Source organism: Chryseobacterium sp. R2ACT005, from assembly GCF_049949215.1.
In the GTDB taxonomy this organism is placed as follows: Bacteria; Bacteroidota; Bacteroidia; order Flavobacteriales; family Weeksellaceae; genus Chryseobacterium.
The window spans coordinates 1,383,193-1,400,239 of sequence record NZ_CP188192.1 but is presented as its reverse complement, the minus strand read 5'-3'; the positions used below and the strand labels follow the sequence as shown (position 1 = coordinate 1,400,239).

Annotated in this window: 15 protein-coding genes; 3 read left to right on the top strand and 12 right to left on the bottom strand. The window is 36.4% G+C overall.

What is annotated here, in order from left to right:
- Window position 1 precedes the first annotated feature (1 nt).
- From ACPF63_RS06355 to ACPF63_RS06320, 8 genes are all read right to left on the bottom strand, one after another.
- Entirely contained in the window at window positions 2-1,633 is a 1,632-nt protein-coding gene (locus ACPF63_RS06355) for a T9SS type A sorting domain-containing protein (protein ID WP_426482435.1), read from the bottom strand.
- A 278-nt stretch (window positions 1,634-1,911) separates the two neighbouring features.
- A complete protein-coding gene (locus tag ACPF63_RS06350) occupies window positions 1,912-2,322 on the bottom strand; it encodes a hypothetical protein (RefSeq protein WP_077418012.1) in 411 nt (136 codons plus the stop codon).
- Window positions 2,323-2,441: 119 nt separating this feature from the next.
- Window positions 2,442-2,840: a hypothetical protein gene (locus ACPF63_RS06345; protein ID WP_426482434.1), complete on the bottom strand. Its 399-nt coding sequence runs from the start codon at window positions 2,838-2,840 to the stop codon at window positions 2,442-2,444.
- 92 nt (window positions 2,841-2,932) lie between these two features.
- The gene (gene bglX, locus ACPF63_RS06340) at window positions 2,933-5,260 is read right to left on the bottom strand and encodes a beta-glucosidase BglX (protein ID WP_426482433.1); all 2,328 of its coding nucleotides are present in this window, start codon (window positions 5,258-5,260) and stop codon (window positions 2,933-2,935) included.
- A gap of 80 nt (window positions 5,261-5,340) precedes the next feature.
- Window positions 5,341-6,048 (bottom strand): prolyl oligopeptidase family serine peptidase, encoded by a 708-nt coding sequence (locus tag ACPF63_RS06335; protein WP_426482432.1) that lies wholly within the window; start codon window positions 6,046-6,048, stop codon window positions 5,341-5,343.
- A 76-nt stretch (window positions 6,049-6,124) separates the two neighbouring features.
- Window positions 6,125-7,519, bottom strand: coding sequence for a glucoamylase family protein (locus ACPF63_RS06330; RefSeq protein WP_426482431.1), 1,395 nt, complete (start codon window positions 7,517-7,519; stop codon window positions 6,125-6,127).
- Window positions 7,520-7,588: 69 nt separating this feature from the next.
- Window positions 7,589-9,040, bottom strand: a complete 1,452-nt coding sequence (locus tag ACPF63_RS06325) for a RagB/SusD family nutrient uptake outer membrane protein (RefSeq protein ID WP_426482430.1) — start codon at window positions 9,038-9,040, stop codon at window positions 7,589-7,591.
- Between the two features lie 3 nt (window positions 9,041-9,043).
- A complete protein-coding gene (locus tag ACPF63_RS06320; protein WP_426482429.1) occupies window positions 9,044-11,893 on the bottom strand; it encodes a SusC/RagA family TonB-linked outer membrane protein in 2,850 nt (949 codons plus the stop codon).
- Between the two features lie 367 nt (window positions 11,894-12,260).
- Here ACPF63_RS06320 and ACPF63_RS06315 point away from each other — a divergent pair, with 367 nt between their 5' ends.
- From ACPF63_RS06315 to ACPF63_RS06305, 3 genes are all read left to right on the top strand, one after another.
- Window positions 12,261-12,932, top strand: coding sequence for a DUF4197 family protein (locus ACPF63_RS06315; RefSeq protein WP_077416375.1), 672 nt, complete (start codon window positions 12,261-12,263; stop codon window positions 12,930-12,932).
- A gap of 40 nt (window positions 12,933-12,972) precedes the next feature.
- Entirely contained in the window at window positions 12,973-13,278 is a 306-nt protein-coding gene (locus ACPF63_RS06310) for a DUF493 family protein (protein ID WP_047421595.1), read from the top strand.
- A 65-nt stretch (window positions 13,279-13,343) separates the two neighbouring features.
- Window positions 13,344-13,814, top strand: coding sequence for a hypothetical protein (locus tag ACPF63_RS06305; RefSeq protein ID WP_426482428.1), 471 nt, complete (start codon window positions 13,344-13,346; stop codon window positions 13,812-13,814).
- Window positions 13,815-13,865: 51 nt separating this feature from the next.
- On the opposite strand, the gene ACPF63_RS06300 is transcribed toward ACPF63_RS06305, so the two are convergent.
- The 4 genes from ACPF63_RS06300 to ACPF63_RS06285 form a co-directional block, all read right to left on the bottom strand.
- Complete coding sequence (locus ACPF63_RS06300; protein WP_426482427.1) at window positions 13,866-14,216, bottom strand: ArsC/Spx/MgsR family protein; 351 nt, start codon at window positions 14,214-14,216, stop codon at window positions 13,866-13,868.
- Between the two features lie 85 nt (window positions 14,217-14,301).
- Window positions 14,302-14,916 carry a deoxynucleoside kinase gene (locus ACPF63_RS06295; RefSeq protein ID WP_047388422.1) on the bottom strand — a complete coding sequence of 205 codons (615 nt, stop codon included), beginning with the start codon at window positions 14,914-14,916 and terminating at the stop codon, window positions 14,302-14,304.
- 26 nt (window positions 14,917-14,942) lie between these two features.
- The gene (locus ACPF63_RS06290; RefSeq protein ID WP_426482426.1) at window positions 14,943-15,905 is read right to left on the bottom strand and encodes a hypothetical protein; all 963 of its coding nucleotides are present in this window, start codon (window positions 15,903-15,905) and stop codon (window positions 14,943-14,945) included.
- 92 nt (window positions 15,906-15,997) lie between these two features.
- Window positions 15,998-17,020, bottom strand: coding sequence for a glutaminyl-peptide cyclotransferase (locus ACPF63_RS06285; RefSeq protein WP_180564024.1), 1,023 nt, complete (start codon window positions 17,018-17,020; stop codon window positions 15,998-16,000).
- Window positions 17,021-17,047 lie beyond the last annotated feature (27 nt).

Below are 17,047 nucleotides of genomic sequence, written 5' to 3'. Positions count from 1 at the left end.
TTTATTTCTTAATCAGTTTAGCATTCGCCGTTTTATTGGTATCAGTTTTTACGGTAATCAGATAAGCTCCCTGAACCAAAGCCTGGGTATTGATCTTAGTGACTCTATTCTTTGTTTTTATACTTTGTAATTGTCTTCCGCTCATATCATACAACAGAATATCTGCATCTTTAAAATCAAAGCCGATTTCTACATAAGCATAATCTGAAACAGGGTTCGGATAGATTTTGATGTCGTATTTCTCAATCAGCTGATCAACTCGTTTGTCGCCCAGTTTTACAATCTTCCAGTTTTCTTTACCCAGTTCTTCTGCGCTGGTTCCAGCTAATACAATTGAACCGTCTCTGTTCAGTTTCAAATCAGATAATCTCTCTTCTTTCTTGCTAGATTCTCCTTTGACGTGTTTCCTCCATTGTTCATTCCCATTGTGATCCAGATAAAGCATCCAGAAGGTTTCATCATCGGTTTGAATTCTTCCTTCTGCCTGAGTATATCCTCCTAATAAAATTCCTTTGGATGATTTATCATCTGCAGAATGAAGAACACTCATACTCATTAAGATGTCTCTGTTCTTGAAATTGTAGGATTTCTGCCACTGTTCATCACCTCTTTCATTTAAGGAAATCAACCAAAGGTCTGTACCTTCTTCTATTCCTACGGTTTTATTGCCTGATCTTTCTGATCTGGATTCTCCACCGATGATGAAACCATTTGAGGTTAAAGCCAATGTTCTGATATGATCATCACCTTTTCCTCCAAAGTTCTTTTCCCATTCTACATTTCCGTTCTTGTCTAGTTTGACAATCCAGTAGTCTCCCTCACCGAAATTGTCTGTTGATTTTGCGATTCGAGATACGGGGTTCGGGTTTTGAATGTTTGACACAGAACCCGCATCTCGCATCCCGGAATCCTTTTCAGATCCCGAAACGCGAACCTCGGAACTCCTGGAATAAATTCCTAGTAATGCTCCGCCGTCTCTCGTTGGAATCATCTTCTCTACTTCATCTAAGCCCTTTCCACCTAAGATTAATTGTGAAAGTTCTTTTCCGTCTTTATCCAATTTTGTGATCAAAACGTCTTTGGAACCGTAACCTTTTGAGGAATTTTGTACATTTCCGGCCACAAAGAATCCTAAGTCGGTAGTTTGGATAACAGCTCTTGCTTCTTCATCGGAAGAACTGCCTAAGGTTTTCTGCCATAATTCATCACCAAATTCATTGATTCTGATCAGCCAGATATCTGATCCTCCTTTAGAGTCCTCTTTTTTATCCAGTCCTTTTCCTGAATAGGACGTTCCAGCTAATAGAAATCCACCGTCCTGTGTGGTAACAGTTGCTGATAAATAATCATGGTTGGAGCCTGAAAAGTATTTTTCCCAGACTTCATTTCCCTGCTGGTTTAGTTTTACCAAATGGAAATCATAACCGTTGTTCTGCTTACTTCCAGCCTCCAGCTTCCCGCTTCCTGACTCTATAGAGCTTCCCGTAATAAGATACTGCTGATCAATGGTTGTAGTAACCTGGCTTAGAAAATCCTGGGTAGAAGATTTGATGTCTTTCTGCCACACTACTTCCTGAGCAGAAGTGCCCAGAATAGCGCATAAGGTTAGCGCTCCGAGATAGATTTTTTTCATTCCCGTGTTGTTTTTTTGAGTTAGTAATTAGTTTCTTAAAACTTCGCAAATTTAACACTTTTTAAGATATGAAAATCACTTTCATATGGTATCCTGTAAATCATACTATTTATTGTTAAATTCACTTTATTTATATTGATATTTTCATTTTCCTGATGCAAAATTATCTCCGGATAACGACAAAACATGTCGCATAAAAATCTATTTTGATACTAATGAATATACAGCACAAAAAAAACCACTCTTCCGAGTGGTTTGCCTATTCTTAAAATCTGATCTTACTGATAGATTATTTCATCATTCTTTTTGATCTGGTAGCTTTTTTTATAGGGAGTTAAAACATAGCTGTCTTTAATATAATCTCCGCTTTTCCATATTTTCCCTTTTCCCTCTTTATTCAGGATAATACTTTTCGCTGCTCCATCCGGAATAAAAACTTCAGCTTTTTTCATGTCTTTCGTGAAAATTATGGCTGTCATTGAGGTATAACTTTTATCTGAATTTACTTCTTTGAGTTTTATTTTCTGATTAAATGTTTTTATACAATTATTTTTTAACTGTGAATAAGTATATCCTGCAGAACCGATACAACCGTGAACATCTCTATCACCTCCCAGAACAGGAGCCTGTTTTTGTGCAAAAACTAAAGTAGCAAGGAACATTGCACTGAATAAAATTGTTTTTTTCATATGTAAAATTTTTGTTTTCTGGTTGGTAGAACTATGTCCCCCAATAGGGTATTAGTTGATTCATCTAAGGTACAAAAAAAACCACTCTTCCGAGTGGTTTTCATTTTGAAAATATGATCTTACTGATAGATCACAATATTATCCTTTTTAAGCTGATATCCGTTTTTTTTGTAAGGAACCAGTACATAACCATCTTTTTTCCATGCTTTGGCTTTACCTCCTGCTCTGGTAAGAATGATGCTTTCTGAGTCGGTATCTTTTACAAAAACCTCAGCTTTTTTCATGTCTTTGCTGAAAATAACTGCAGCTATTGAAGTATAACTTTCTTTTGGAGCTACTTCTGTCAATTTAATTTTCTGTTCAAAAGTTCTTACACAGTCTTTCTTGATTTGAGAATAGGTATATCCTGCAGAACCAATACATCCGTGTGCATCCCTGTCTCCACCTACTACAGGTGTTTTTTGAGCGAATGCTAAAGAACCAAGGAACATAGTACTCAATAAAATTGTTTTTTTCATGTCGATTTGCATATAATAGTAATTACCGAGGTATTATTAAAAATCATGCCAAAAAAGACATAATACACATTTCTGTGAGTAACTTTTTTAAATTATTTAGTCCAGTTAATTTTTGAGTGTTGAACATTATCAGAACTGGTTCCAATCATGATATCAAATTCACCTGATTCCCAGTCGTATTTCAAATCTCCGTTGTAGAACTTCAGATTTTCAGGAGTAATGTCGAAGGTTACTTTTTTAGTTTCACCTTTTTTCAGAAATACCTTCTGGAACCCTTTCAATTCTTTTACCGGTCTTGTAATGCTTCCCACCATATCTCTGATATACAACTGAACTACCTCAGCACCATCAAAGTTTCCATTATTAGTTATGGTAACGGATGCCTGAACAGTCTGATTTCCTTTCGGATTGGTACTGGATACTGCAATATCAGAATACCCGAATTTTGTATAACTTAAACCAAATCCAAACGGATACAATGGTGTATTACACTCATCCATATAGTTGGAACGGAATCTTTGATATTCACATTTATCAGTTAATTCCTGGCTTAGCGGACGTCCTGTATTTTTAGCATTATAGTAAATAGGAACCTGTCCCAGACTTCTTGGGAAAGTCATCGGCAGCTTTCCTGATGGGTTTACTTTTCCGAATAAAACATCGGCAATCGCATTTCCAGCCTCAGATCCCGCAAACCATGCATTAAGGATGGCATCAGGAGCATCTTTTACATTGGTTAAAGCCAATGGACGACCTGTGAAAAGTACCATTGCAATGGGTTTCCCGGTTTTCTTTAACTCATTTAAAAGATCAACCTGTGATTGAGGAATGGTAATTTCTGTTCTTGAAGAAGATTCACCGCTCATTTCCGCAGATTCTCCGATTGCCAGAACAATCACGTCGGCTTTGTTTGCAATATCTACCGCTTCTTTTAACAATTCTTCTTTTGAACGGTTATCCCTATCTGTTTTTTTACCATGAGCTGCATAGATATCCTCCAGCTTAGCATCATAATCAATATTAGCACCTTTAGCAGAAAGGAATTTCACATCTTTACCGTAGTTAGCCTGAAGCCCCTGCATAAGGTTTACTGCTTTATCATGTTTTGCAGCAACACTCCATGTTCCGGCCATGTTTAATGAATTGTTCACCAATGGTCCTATTACGGCAACAGTTCCTGAATTTTTCAAAGGAAGCACCTGGTTTTCGTTTTTCATTAAAACCATAGACTGAGCTGCAGCACTTCTTGCAATATTTCTGTTTTCCATGCTGTAAACTTCTTTTGCCGCCAGTTTTGCATCACCATATTTATACGGATCTGTAAATAATCCTAAGTCGTATTTTGATTCAAGAACTCTTTTTGCTGCCAAATCAATTTCAGCTTGTGTTACTTTCCCTTCAGATAAAGATTTTTTTAATGTTGTTAAAAAGCCTTCCCCTACCATATCCATATCAACACCTGCTTTCAGAGCTAGTGCAGAAACCTGCTGGAGATCTCCCATACCATGGTCAACCATTTCATTGATCCCGGTGTAATCCGTTACCACAAAACCTTTAAACTTCCACTGATTTCTTAAAACCTCAGTTTGAAGCCATCTGTTTCCGGTTGCAGGAACTCCGTCCACTTCATTGAAAGAAGCCATTACAGAAGCTACACCAGCATCTACCGCTGCTTTGTAAGGTGGGAAATATTCGTTGAACATTCTCACATGGCTCATATCAACTGTATTGTAATCTCTTCCTGATTCACCTGCTCCGTATAATGCAAAGTGCTTTACACAAGCCAGAATGGTATTTCCAACAGACAAATCTTTACCCTGATAACCATACACCATGTTTTTTGCAATTTCACTTCCTAAATAAGGATCTTCACCAGAACCTTCCGATACTCTCCCCCATCTTGGTTCGCGGGAAATATCTACCATCGGAGAAAACGTCCAGTTGATACCATCAGAAGAGGCTTCTTTTGCCGCTACTCTTGCTGACTGCTGAATCAGATTCATATCCCATGAAGCAGCTAAACCTAATGGAATCGGGAATGTTGTTTCATAACCATGAATAACATCCATCCCGAAGATCAAAGGAATTTTCAGACGGCTGTTTTCCACGGCTACTTTCTGAACTGCTCTGATTTTTTCTGCTCCTTTTATATTGAATAGTCCACCCACTAAACCTTGTTCAACTTTTTTACCGATGTCTGAGCTTTTAGCAAGACCTGTCGTAAAATCACCTGAACTTGGTAAGTTAAGCTGGCCGATTTTTTCATCTAATGTCATTTTCGACAAAAGATTGTCTACAAATGCTTTCTTTTTAGCCTGGTACTGAGCCGTCTGATAGGACTGAACGGGCTTCGTTACCATTTCCTGTGCGGAAAACACAGGTGCCAATGCTAAAGTGGCGATTACAATTAACTTTTTCATAAATCTATCTTCTTAAATTATTGTTTTTATATTTTTAGTTTTAATTCGATGGGTTTATCTTTCGATCATTGTGTGTCAGGTCATTTTTGCTTCTTTTTAGACAGCATCCATTCATAAAGCTGCGGATTTGAATAGGCAGAATCCCACGAGTTATGATTATCATTCGGGAAAATAACCAATTCTGCAGATGGATTTACGGGATGCAGTTTTTGATAAAAATTAAAAGCATTGGCAGGCAGAACAATATCATCCATTCCGCCATGAAATATTTTCATATTCAAATCCTTAAACTGATGAATATTGGCCGTCATTACCTGATCTGTAGGTGCACAAACTGAAGCTACCGCCGCAAACATTTCAGGATGCTCCATGGCCAGTTTCAAAGTTCCCCACCCTCCCATAGAAAGTCCTGTAAGGTAAATACGGGAAGCATCAATTTTATATTTTTTCTGAATTTCCTTGATCAGATTATAAACGGTAACGGTATCCCACCATTTACCTTCCGGACATTGAGGCGCCAGAATAGCAACGGGTTCTTTGATCAGGTTTTTATAGGTAAACGGGCTGTGTGCCTTTACCAGATCAAGATTATTTCCGCGCTCCCCTGAACCATGAAGAAAAACAATCAAAGGTGTATTCCCTTTGGTATTCTGAGGATAGTCCAGAATGTAGGATATTTTTTCCTGTCTTTTAATTTCTTGATTCAGTTCTGCTTTTATTTCCTGTCCGCTCAGCTGTAATGAGAGCGGCAGCAGTAAAAGAGGAATATATTTCAGTTTTAGTTTCATATTATTAAGTTTTGGCTAAAGCCCTGGATTTGAATCTTTTTATTTTTAAACGGGCTAAAGCCCGTTTCTATTGAATTTACTTAATTCCATATTTAGCTGACTGGAAACTTAATTTTTTCAATCCCTGCTGAATTTCAGGAGCATTCATAAACAGCTTCCAAAGGAATCCTGATCTGTAGTTTTCGATCATTGGAGCTATTGTTCCCTGATCTATCGCCAGATATCTTGGTGTAAACCAGTTGTCGTAATTGACTGAAGTAGCATCATAAGGACCCGCAGATCCTATGAATTCAGGTTTTTGGGTATAAATGAATCTCAGGAAAGCCATTGATTCTTTCGGAGTGTAGGGAAAACTACTCAATGCGGCCGTAGGTGTTATCACACCGTTGTCATTATTACCCGGCATATGAGCTGTATAACCAATACTTCCATCCTCATTTCTGGTATAACCGGCTGTAAGTCCCCAGTAGTTAGGTCCGTAACCTTTCCATTGTTTTGGGTTTTCAACACAGTATTTGTAGTCGATAAGAGTTTGGTTTTTATTGATGTCAAAGTAGTTTTTTACAAGCTTATCAGATAAGCCTGTAGGATCTAGTCCGATATATGAATATTGAGCCCAGAAAAGAGGCCCGCCATATTCTTCAGCGTAGTTGTGTTTTACATACAGAGGTAATCCGTATTTTGTTTTGTCTGTAAGGTAGGTTCCGTTTCTCGTCCAGCCTTTATAATACGTTTCTGCATCAATGGAATACGTAGGTGAAGATGCGGCCAGAATATAGGTAATAAGACATTCATTATATCCTTCCAGAGGAAAATTCATTTCCCATTGGTATTCCGGTGACCAGTGCCAGTAAAGAACTTTTTCGCCTCCTTTGGTATACCAGTTCCACTGAATTCCTTTCCATAGTTCATCACATTTTGCTGCCAGTGCTTTTTCTTCTGCATTTCCGTTTTTAAAGTATTCACGGACCATCAATATTCCCGAAGTAAGGAAAGCGGTTTCCACAAGATCCCCGCCATTATCTTTTTTGCCAAAAGGAACCGTCTTTCCGGTTTCCCCATTGATCCAGTGTGGCCAGGCTCCTTTGTGACGGTCTGCCTTGGCCAGGAAATCCATGATATGAGTAAGCCTTTTTACTGCTTCTTTTCTCGGAACAAATCCTCTTTCTGTTCCCACAAGAATGGTTGCCAGCCCAAAGCCTGAACCTCCTGTAGTGATAACATGTTTATCATTATCCGGATAGATATTATCTTCGTGATAACGCTCTCTTCCTAACATTGAATGAGGTTCTGCATAATCCCAGAAATATTTCAGAGCATCTTTTTGTACTCTATCCATAAGCTGTTCATCAGTAATATTACTTTTTACAGCTTCAATTTTTCCAACTTCCTGTTTTGCTGCAGGAGCATTTTTACAGGAATACACAAAAAATAAAGAGGTGACAGCCATTGATAATACATTCCTTTTCATGAGATCTCTTGTTATAGGTTCTAAAAGAAGAGGAGAACTTTCATTCTCCTCTAAGTTTATGGTTTATTTTTAATATCCAGGGTTTTGAGCCGACAATCCACCTGATTCCATAATAAAATCTTGTGGAAGTGGGAATAATTCGTGCTTTCCAACCTTGAAAACTTTTCCTCCATCGGCAGCCATTGCAGCCTGAGCCTGACCTGTTCTTACTAAGTCAAACCATCGGTCATGTTCAAAAGCCAATTCCAGTCTTCTTTGCTTCCAGATATCTAATCTTACATCTGTCTGAGAAGAAGCAGGAGTATTACCGATATTAGCTCTGTTTCTTACCTGATTCAGGAAAGGAATAGCAGCAGAAGTTTGTCCCAATTCGTTCATTGCTTCAGCTTTGATTAATAATACCTCAGCATATCTCAAGTAACGAATATTCACATCTGTTGAAGCCTGATCTCTGTAATTTGAAGAGTAAGCTTTATAGTTATAGAATTTATTTTCGGTATTTGGACCTACATAATATCCATCATATAATGTCATATCTCTATGGATAATTGTAGCATCTCTTCTCGAATCTGTTGCGGAATAAGCATCATATAAACCTTGGGTAGGTGTAGCAAATCCCCAACCCCAGCCTGTAGTACCTCTTGCACCCTGAACCTGGCTATACTGCTGGATTGCTCTTCCTGCTGTTCCACCGCTACCATTAATTTCAAAGATAGATTCAGCGTTATTTTCTCCAGAAACTTTATAAATTTCCTGGAAAACTGGTGTCAACGAATAACCTGTAACCAAATTAGTTTCATCTACAGCCAACTGCCATTTCTTCTGATATAAATAAACTTTAGCTAAAAGCGCATGAGCAGCTCCTTTTGTTGCTCTTTGACCTCCGGTTCCGGCTGGTAAAACTGCAGCAGCATCTTTAAGATCTTTTTCTATAAATGCGTAAATTTCTTCTTTACTTTTTCTCGTAAGTGTCATCAATTTATCTGCTTCAACTCCCGTTACTGGAACGTGATCTACCAAAGGAACCCCTCCAAAAGATTTCACTAAAGTAAAATACATGAACGCCCTTAAAAATTTAGCTTCACCTGCTAATCTTTCACGTAATTGTGGATCAGCTTTATCTAATTGAGGAAGATATTTCAATGCCTGATTACATCTATTAATTCCCTGATAATTAGAGGCAAACAATTCTTTAAACGATGGCGTTGATGATGTAAATGTCAAAGCATCTAAAATATCTTTATCTGAACCTGAATCACTCGCACTTGAACCTTTATCTGCATCATCAGAAACAATTGATGTAACTCCTATCCAGGCAAACGTACTCATGTTCCAGTCTAAAAACTTAGCGTAAATAGCCGTAACTAAGCTATTTGCTCCTGCATCGTTATTGTAAATTTCACCCAATGCAGACTCAGGAATTGCTTCTGTAGGTGATACATCTATAAAGTCATTACTACAACTTTGGTTAACAGCTCCTAAAATTAAAAACGCGGCTGCTATGATATATTTCTTATTCATTTTTTAAAAATTTAGGTTAACACCAAATACAAAAGATCTCAATGTAGGGTAAGCATCCAATTCTACCCCTGCACGTTTATATGGATCTCCTTCTGCAGTGGGATCCGCAGGATTATATCCGGATAACTCTGAAGAATATCCTGAGTATTTCTGGAACACAAAAGGATTAATTGCACTTACATAAAGTTTAATTGATTTTACATAATCAGTTAAGTTCTTAAATGTATATCCTACTGAGATATTATTAATTCTGAAATAATCTCCGCTTTCTAAATAGAACGTTGATGCAATTGGAATATTTGCAGGATTTACAGGATTTGCTGCATTAGTGTTTGTTGGTGTCCAGAAATCATTCGCTACAGATGCTTCAACATTTTCTCCACCATTTCTTTGTGCTTTTTTACCGTTGTAAACTTTAAAGCCAAAAGCTCCATAACCGCTTAGGGCAAAATCCCAATCTTTATAAGACATTGAAATATTAACACCTAATGTTGATTTTGGTATGTAAGAATCAAAGAAACGTCTGTCTCCCGGATCTGCACTTCCTGTAACACCATTACCATTTAAGTCTTTAAATTTCAGGTTACCGTTTGCATCATAACCATCTGCTTCCCATAAATAGAAGCTTCCTAATGCGTATCCAACAGCATTAGCGTTGAAAAGTTTTGTGTCTTGTCCGTTTCCAAGATTTCCTCCCACGATTTGAGAAACCGGCTTAGAAAGATCAATGCTGGCAAGTTTATTCTTATTATAAGAATAATTAGCACCAATTGAATAGGTAAAATCCTCACCTACTTTATCTGCCCAGTTTAAACTTACCTCAGCACCTTTATTTACAACACTTCCCATATGGGAATAATTCAAATCAGAAATTCCGGTTGCCATATATGGAACAACACCCAAAATAAGATTTTTGGTTTTCCTATTATAGATATCAAAAGTACCTGTTAATCTTTTATCCAGGATACCAAAGTCTAATCCTAAAGACGATTCTTCTGTAACTTCCCATCCTAAATCCGGATCGTAACCTTTATTAACAGTAACTCCATTGCTTACCGGAGAACTTCCAAACGCATAATTATAAGTTGCTCCCATTGAAAGCGGTAAATAATTCAAAGGAACATTCTGGTTACCAATTTTACCCCAACCTCCTCTAACTTTCAACAAATCAAAGAAGCCATCTTTCATAAAGTTTTCTTCAGAAACAATCCAACCTGCTCCGAATGATGGGAATGTACCCCACTTGTTACCAGCCGCAAATTGAGAAGAACCGTCTCTTCTAATCGTTCCGCTTAATAAGTAACGGTTCATAAATTTATATTGGAATCTTCCGAAGTAAGAAATTGTAGTATTTCTGTTTCCTTTTATAGATTCAAGAGCTTTTGTATCACTATCACTATATAGGTTACCATAGTAATCAACTCCGCTAAGGTTCCAGTAATCTTTTGAAATTGGAACATCTTTTCTGTTAATAATTAAAGTCTCCAGACCGTTCTTTACTGAAGCTTCTGTACCTACAACAACTTCAATATCATGGTTTTCAATTTTCTTTGTATATGTTAAATAGTTATTGAGCAACCAGTTGAAGTAGTTCTGACTTTTATTAGTTAACCTTGTTAATGGTGATGTAGTTGAGTATTGATTATCCGTTCTCATCGGGTCACTATCTAACCAGAAAGATTTAGAATTTACGAAATTATAGTATTTATAATTTCCATATTCTCCACTAAACTGAGAAGTAAACTTTAAATCTTTATAGATATCTATATCCAATTTTAATCCACCCTGTAGTAAAAAATTTCTACCTCTTTGATTGTCGTAAGCAAGCTGCATTACAGGATTACCTACATTATTAAATCTTCCTCCCTCATAATCGATATTTCCGGTAGTTTTATTATAAATTGGCTGACCATATTTTCCATTCGGATAATATACAGGTACTAATGGCGATTGTTTATAAGCATTTGTAAAAGCGCCATACGATTTAGGAGTATCATTAGTAAAAGTAGCACTTAAGGTTTGAGCTAATCTGATACCTTTGGTAATTCTGAACTCGTTATTCGTTCTTACTGTAGTCCTGTTATAATTCGTCCCTTTAAGGATAGACTGTTCATCATAATTGCTTAAACTTAAAAAGTATTTTGCAACTTCTGAAGATCCGGAAATGGATAAGTTATGTTGGTTGTAAATACCTGTTCTTGTAATTTCTTTAAACCAATCAGTTTCGTATGGCTGATTAGGATTCAAATAATTACTTGCTGTACCTGCATTATTGTAATTTGCAAATTCAGACCCATTAGCCATTTTGATGGTTTTTAAAGGGGTCCTAAATCCAACCAATCCATCATAAGAAACACTTAACTTCCCTCTACCTGACTTTGTAGTAATAATGATTACCCCATTGGCTGCTCTGTTACCATAAATCGCCAATGCTGCGGCATCTTTCAATACATCATATGTCAGAATATCATTTGAGTTGATATTATTAATATTATCAGTAAACATACCATCAACTACATACAAAGGAGTTCTTCCTCCAAGTACGGTTCCAAGTCCTCTGATCATCACCGTAGGTGTCGATCCGGGTGCATCGGAAGCAATTACCTGTACCCCAGCTGCTTTACCCTGGATAGCCTGTGATGCATTCAATACCTTTGTTCTTGTTACTTCTTCTGCACTGATAGAACTAATAGAAGTGGTGTTATCCACTTTTTTACGGCTACCATATCCAATCATAACGACTTCGTCAATTTTCTGGACTTTAGCAGAATCCTGCGTAACCTGCGCATTCACGTTCATCCCAAAATATAATACGGCAATGAGACATGAATACTTTAAATTACTTTGTTTCATATAGTTTCAATTTTATTCAAATAAATTCAATTTTGTACCTGTCTCTAAATAGTGGAGTTATTTAAAATCTCAAAAAAAGACATTAGCCAAAAATAGAAAAAATATTGAACAATGTTAAACTATCTTAAATATTTAAAAATTATAAAGTTTTACTGTATTAAAATTGACAAAGTTCTAAATTTTATAATTTTATATTTAAAATAATTATTAATTATCAATCATTTTATTAATTATAAATTAACATTTTCAATACAAAAAATCACCAAATCCTGTTGCGAGCTTAATATTTTGTTAAATAGAGAATAGTAATTACCTTTGGTGCAGTTTTTGAGAAAAAAGCATTTAGAAATCAATAATAAAAAGATCAATGAAAAAATATATCATTGCAGCCGCTCTTATCATAGGAACCGGTGCTGTTATTACCACCAGTGTACAATCATGTACAACATTGGCCACATCAGACATGGGGCTTTCTATTATTAAAAGAATTCTGCTTAATGGTATTGATAAAGGAATGGGTATCTATGGAAATAAGGAAGCCTTTCTGCAGAATAACATGGTAGATAAAGCACTTCCCAAAGAGCTGAGAGACATCAATTCTATGCTGGAAAAGGTGGCCCCGTCATTGGTTGCTAAAGAAAGAGATTATATTGCACAGGCAGCAGCTTACACGGTAAATACTTCAAAACCTATTCTGGAAGGTGCCGTCAACAGTCTGAATGCTCAGGACGTAACAAGAATCATGCAGGGAACTACCGCAACACAGGTTCTGAAAGAAAAAACATCCCAGCAGCTTATTGCAGCGATTGCTCCCAAAGTGGATGAGAAACTGAATGAATACGGGATTGTAAAAACCATCAACTCCGCATTGTCGGGAAGCAATTTTCTGGGCAGTCTGTTAGGTGGAAATAAAAACACGGTTAATTCAGGCGGACTGAGTCAGCTAGCTTCCGAACAACTGGTAAACGGGCTATTCAATATCATTGAAGATTACGAGCATCAGAACTCCAAATCTCTTCTGGGACCATTTGGAAAATAGGAGAAATTTCGTTATATTTATATTATATTAATAATTGCAGATGGATATATTACAAGGAAATCAACACGCAAATCCTGAAGATTTTTACAAGTCTTTGAAGGATAAACTGGAGGATCATCATGATTTTCCGGAAGATTATTTATTTAAATTTATTATTCCTACAGACCAGTCAAAGCTTACTGAAATATACAGAGTTTTTGACGGCATTAAATTTACACTGGGAAACCGCGAAAGTAAAAATGGAAAATACACTGCCTGCAACATCAATGCATTTGTTTTGGATGCAGACCAGGTTGTGAATATTTATAAAGAAGTAGCAAAAATAGAAGGCGTTATTCTATTGTAAAAACAGGAACCGTTTCATAGTAATGAAGCGGTTTTTTATTGTTTAAAAATGTAAATAAAAACACTATGAACATCCAACTGATCCTATTTAATATTGTTTTAATCACATCTGCAACAAGCTGCGTTCACAAAAACAGCAGTGAAAACAGCACAACAACTATCACCACTGTAGTACAGCAGCAAAGGATTGAACAGATTCAGTTAGCAGAAAGAACGAGAGGGTTTAGTAAGAGCATTGTTTTTACTCCTTCATTAAAAACAACAAATACAAATGAAGACATCGTCAATGCTAAGGTATCTACTGCTGAATGGAAAGCAGTTTCTAAACTTGCTGAAACCCTTGATTTATCTAAGATATCAGATCTTAAATCTCCTACTACAGGCAGACATTCTGACCGTGCCATGGCTGCTTCTATTATTATTACTTCTAACGGAAAAGAGTATACTTCTTCAAGTTTTGATTCCGGGCATCCTCCAAAAGAACTGGAAGCATTATATAATGCAATCAACGGAACTGAGAAAACAAAAGCTCAATAAAATAAAAATCCGCTCTTTTACAGAACGGATTTTTTTATGTTTGTATATTTATTATTTTTCAATAAAGAATTTCACATTTTCAATAGGTCTTCCCAACATAGCGACTGACCCTTTTACCAAAATTGGCCTTTGGATCAGAGAAGGATTTTCGGAGAGAATTTTAAGCCATTCTTCTTCTGAATAATTTTTATCTGCATAATTATCAATATACAGCTTATCTGTCTTGCGGATGATATGAAAAACACTTTGGTTGAGCTTTTTCAACACGGTTCTGAGCTCAAGAATACTTAGTGGATCTTCAATGATATTAATGATCTCAAAAGACACTCCGTTTTCGTCAAGATATTCCAGTACGGCGTTTGACTTTGAACAGTTCCCGTTATGTAAAACTTTAACTACCATGATAAATTATTCAAAAAATTAAACTCTCTCAACAAATTTAGAAAGAATTGAACAGAGTCTGTCTTAATGTTCTGATAAAAATATGTTAAAACAGCCCGTGAAGTTCTGCTTCAATTTTCTCCAGAATGAGCCCGAAATCTTCCGGCTTTTCCACAAAATCAAGATCATCTACCTCAACGATAAGAAGTTTTCCTTCTGTATAATTGGATATCCATTTTTCATATTTTTGGTTCAGTTTTGAAAGGTATTCAATACTGATAGAAGCTTCATATTCACGACCTCTTTTATAGATTTTTTTAACCAGATTGGGAACATCAGATTTCAGATAGATCAGTAAGTCCGGAGCCGATACAAAAGACTTCATCAGATTGAAAACCGATGAGTAATTATTGAAATCCCTGTCCGAAAGAAGATTCATATCATTTAAGTTTTCTGCAAAAATATGGGCATCTTCATAAATGGTACGATCCTGAATGATATTTTTACCACTTTCTCTGATCTCCTTTACCTGACGGAATCTGCTTCCCAGGAAATAAACCTGCAATGCGAAACTCCACTTACTCATATCTGAATAGAAATCTTCCAGATAAGGATTATGATCTACGTCTTCAAATTGTGCATCCCATCCGTAATGCTTGGAAAGCATCGTTGTCAAAGTTGTTTTTCCCGCTCCGATGTTTCCTGTAACTGCAATATGCATAATATTCTTTTCCTTGTATTTACTGATTAGTTGATAAGTTTTTCGATCCCTTCAGTCTGAACTTTGGAAGTATCTTCAAGCAATTTCTGCAGCGTATTGTCTGAAGTCTTTTCATCCTTATTCTCATCGGGTTTTTCTTCAGTTTTTTCTACTGGTTTTTCTGTAGATTGCTGTAGAGATTCCGGCTGAGCTTCAAGCTGTTTCTGCTGTTTGGCTTTCTTTACTTTTTCAAGGCTGTAAAGATAGAGTTTGTTCCCCTTGATTTCAAAATAAGAAAGGATATTTTTATCCACAATTTGCGCCTCTGGATCTTCAAAAACCGTTACCATTCCTTTTTCAGGAACGTATTGTGAAATGAAATTACTGGCAACAACCAAAATTGCATCATTCTCTCTTCGAAACCGTTTTCCGTTTTCTAAAGGGACTTCAAAAAGTTTTTCAAATTTCAGGCTGTAAATTCTGATATGTTTTCTTGTTAAAATATAGACCTTATTTTCATAGACCAGCATATCCGTCATATCTTCAAAACTGATATCAAACGGATAGGAATTGATCGTGGTATCGTTCCTGAAATTATACTGTATCAATCGTTTTGTGCTGTCATCCAAAAGCCACAGCTGCTGCAGATCTTCGGCATAAGCCATTCTGATGAAACCAAATTTTTGCTTAAAATCAAGCCTTTGAATTTCATTCATATTCTGATCTATAAACTTCATTTCCTGAGCGTTTTCAGAAAATAAAGGCACATTCAGTGGATTTTGTACGTTCTGCACCTTATAAGGAACAGTAAGCATCATTTTCCCGATCTGTTTTCCTAAAGAATCATATTTGGTAAAACTAAAATCTTTGTTTTTATAGATATACAGATTTCCATAGTCATCGGCTAGCATATCTTTCGCTTCCTTCAATTTTAAAGTATCTAATGGGATAATATTCTGCGCAGAAAATGTGCAGAAAGCAAAAGTTAATATCAGATATAGTAATCTCAAAATTCTTTTTTACTAAAGATAGCGCTCCCTATGGAACGCTACCAATTTACATACTTTATTTTATTCAGATAGAAATTGTTATTAAACTTTTGTTATTTAATGACAACTTCGTAAATCTTCGGCCAGTTCTTCCCTGTTACCAACATATTCTCACCTTTAAAAGCAATTCCGTTCAATACGTCATCACTTCCTTTTGTGTTCTGTTTTGCAATTTCTGTGAAATCAAAAGTTCCCACTACTTCACCGTTGGCTGGGTTAATTTTTAAAATAATTGGTTTCTGCCATACATTGGCATAGATAAATCCGTTGTGGTATTCCAGCTCGTTCAGTTGATCATAAGCCTGAGCACTACCGGCAACAGCGATATATTTAATCAGTTTTGAAGGGTTATTGACATCAAGGAAATACAACAGTTTACTTCCGTCAGAAGCAATCAGACTTTTCCCGTCATATGTCAGTCCCCAGCCCTCACCCAATACATTTGGATAAGCAAATTCTGAAAGTAGCTTTAAAGAGCTTTTATCATAAATATATCCTTTTTTGCTCTGCCATGTCAGCTGATATACTTTATCTCCTACAATGGTACTTCCTTCAGAAAAATCTTCCTGAGCCTGTTTGGTAGAAGCAAGCGGAGTTGTAGTTCCCAATGTATATTTTAAAATCTGGGAAGCTCCGTTCTGTCCGTCACTTTCATAAATGGTATTTCCTTCCACCTGGAAACCTTGTACAAAGTTTTTAGGATCGTGAGGATATTCTGCTACAATCTGGTAAGGAATATTTTTTTCAGGATTTTTTGCAAATACATTAATGGTTGCATCCTGATTCAATACTTCTCCTCCTTTTGTTTTAACGTTGAATGTCACAGCATTATCACCTAATGTGAAAAACTTAGGATCAACGGTTAAATCTGTTGTTTCTTTATCTCCAAAGCTGATGGTTACACTTTCTGCATTTTCCGTCACCTCCTTCGGAAGCTCAAGCTTATCTCCGAAATGGTATCCTTTCGCCTCCATTGAATTATTATAAGTATTCAGTGTATCAAGAATTTCTTTATTCTTGTTACAAGATGCCAGTAATAAAATCGCTGCGAAACCCGCTATTATATTTTTTTTCATTGAATTTCTAAATATTTCCCCAAAAAT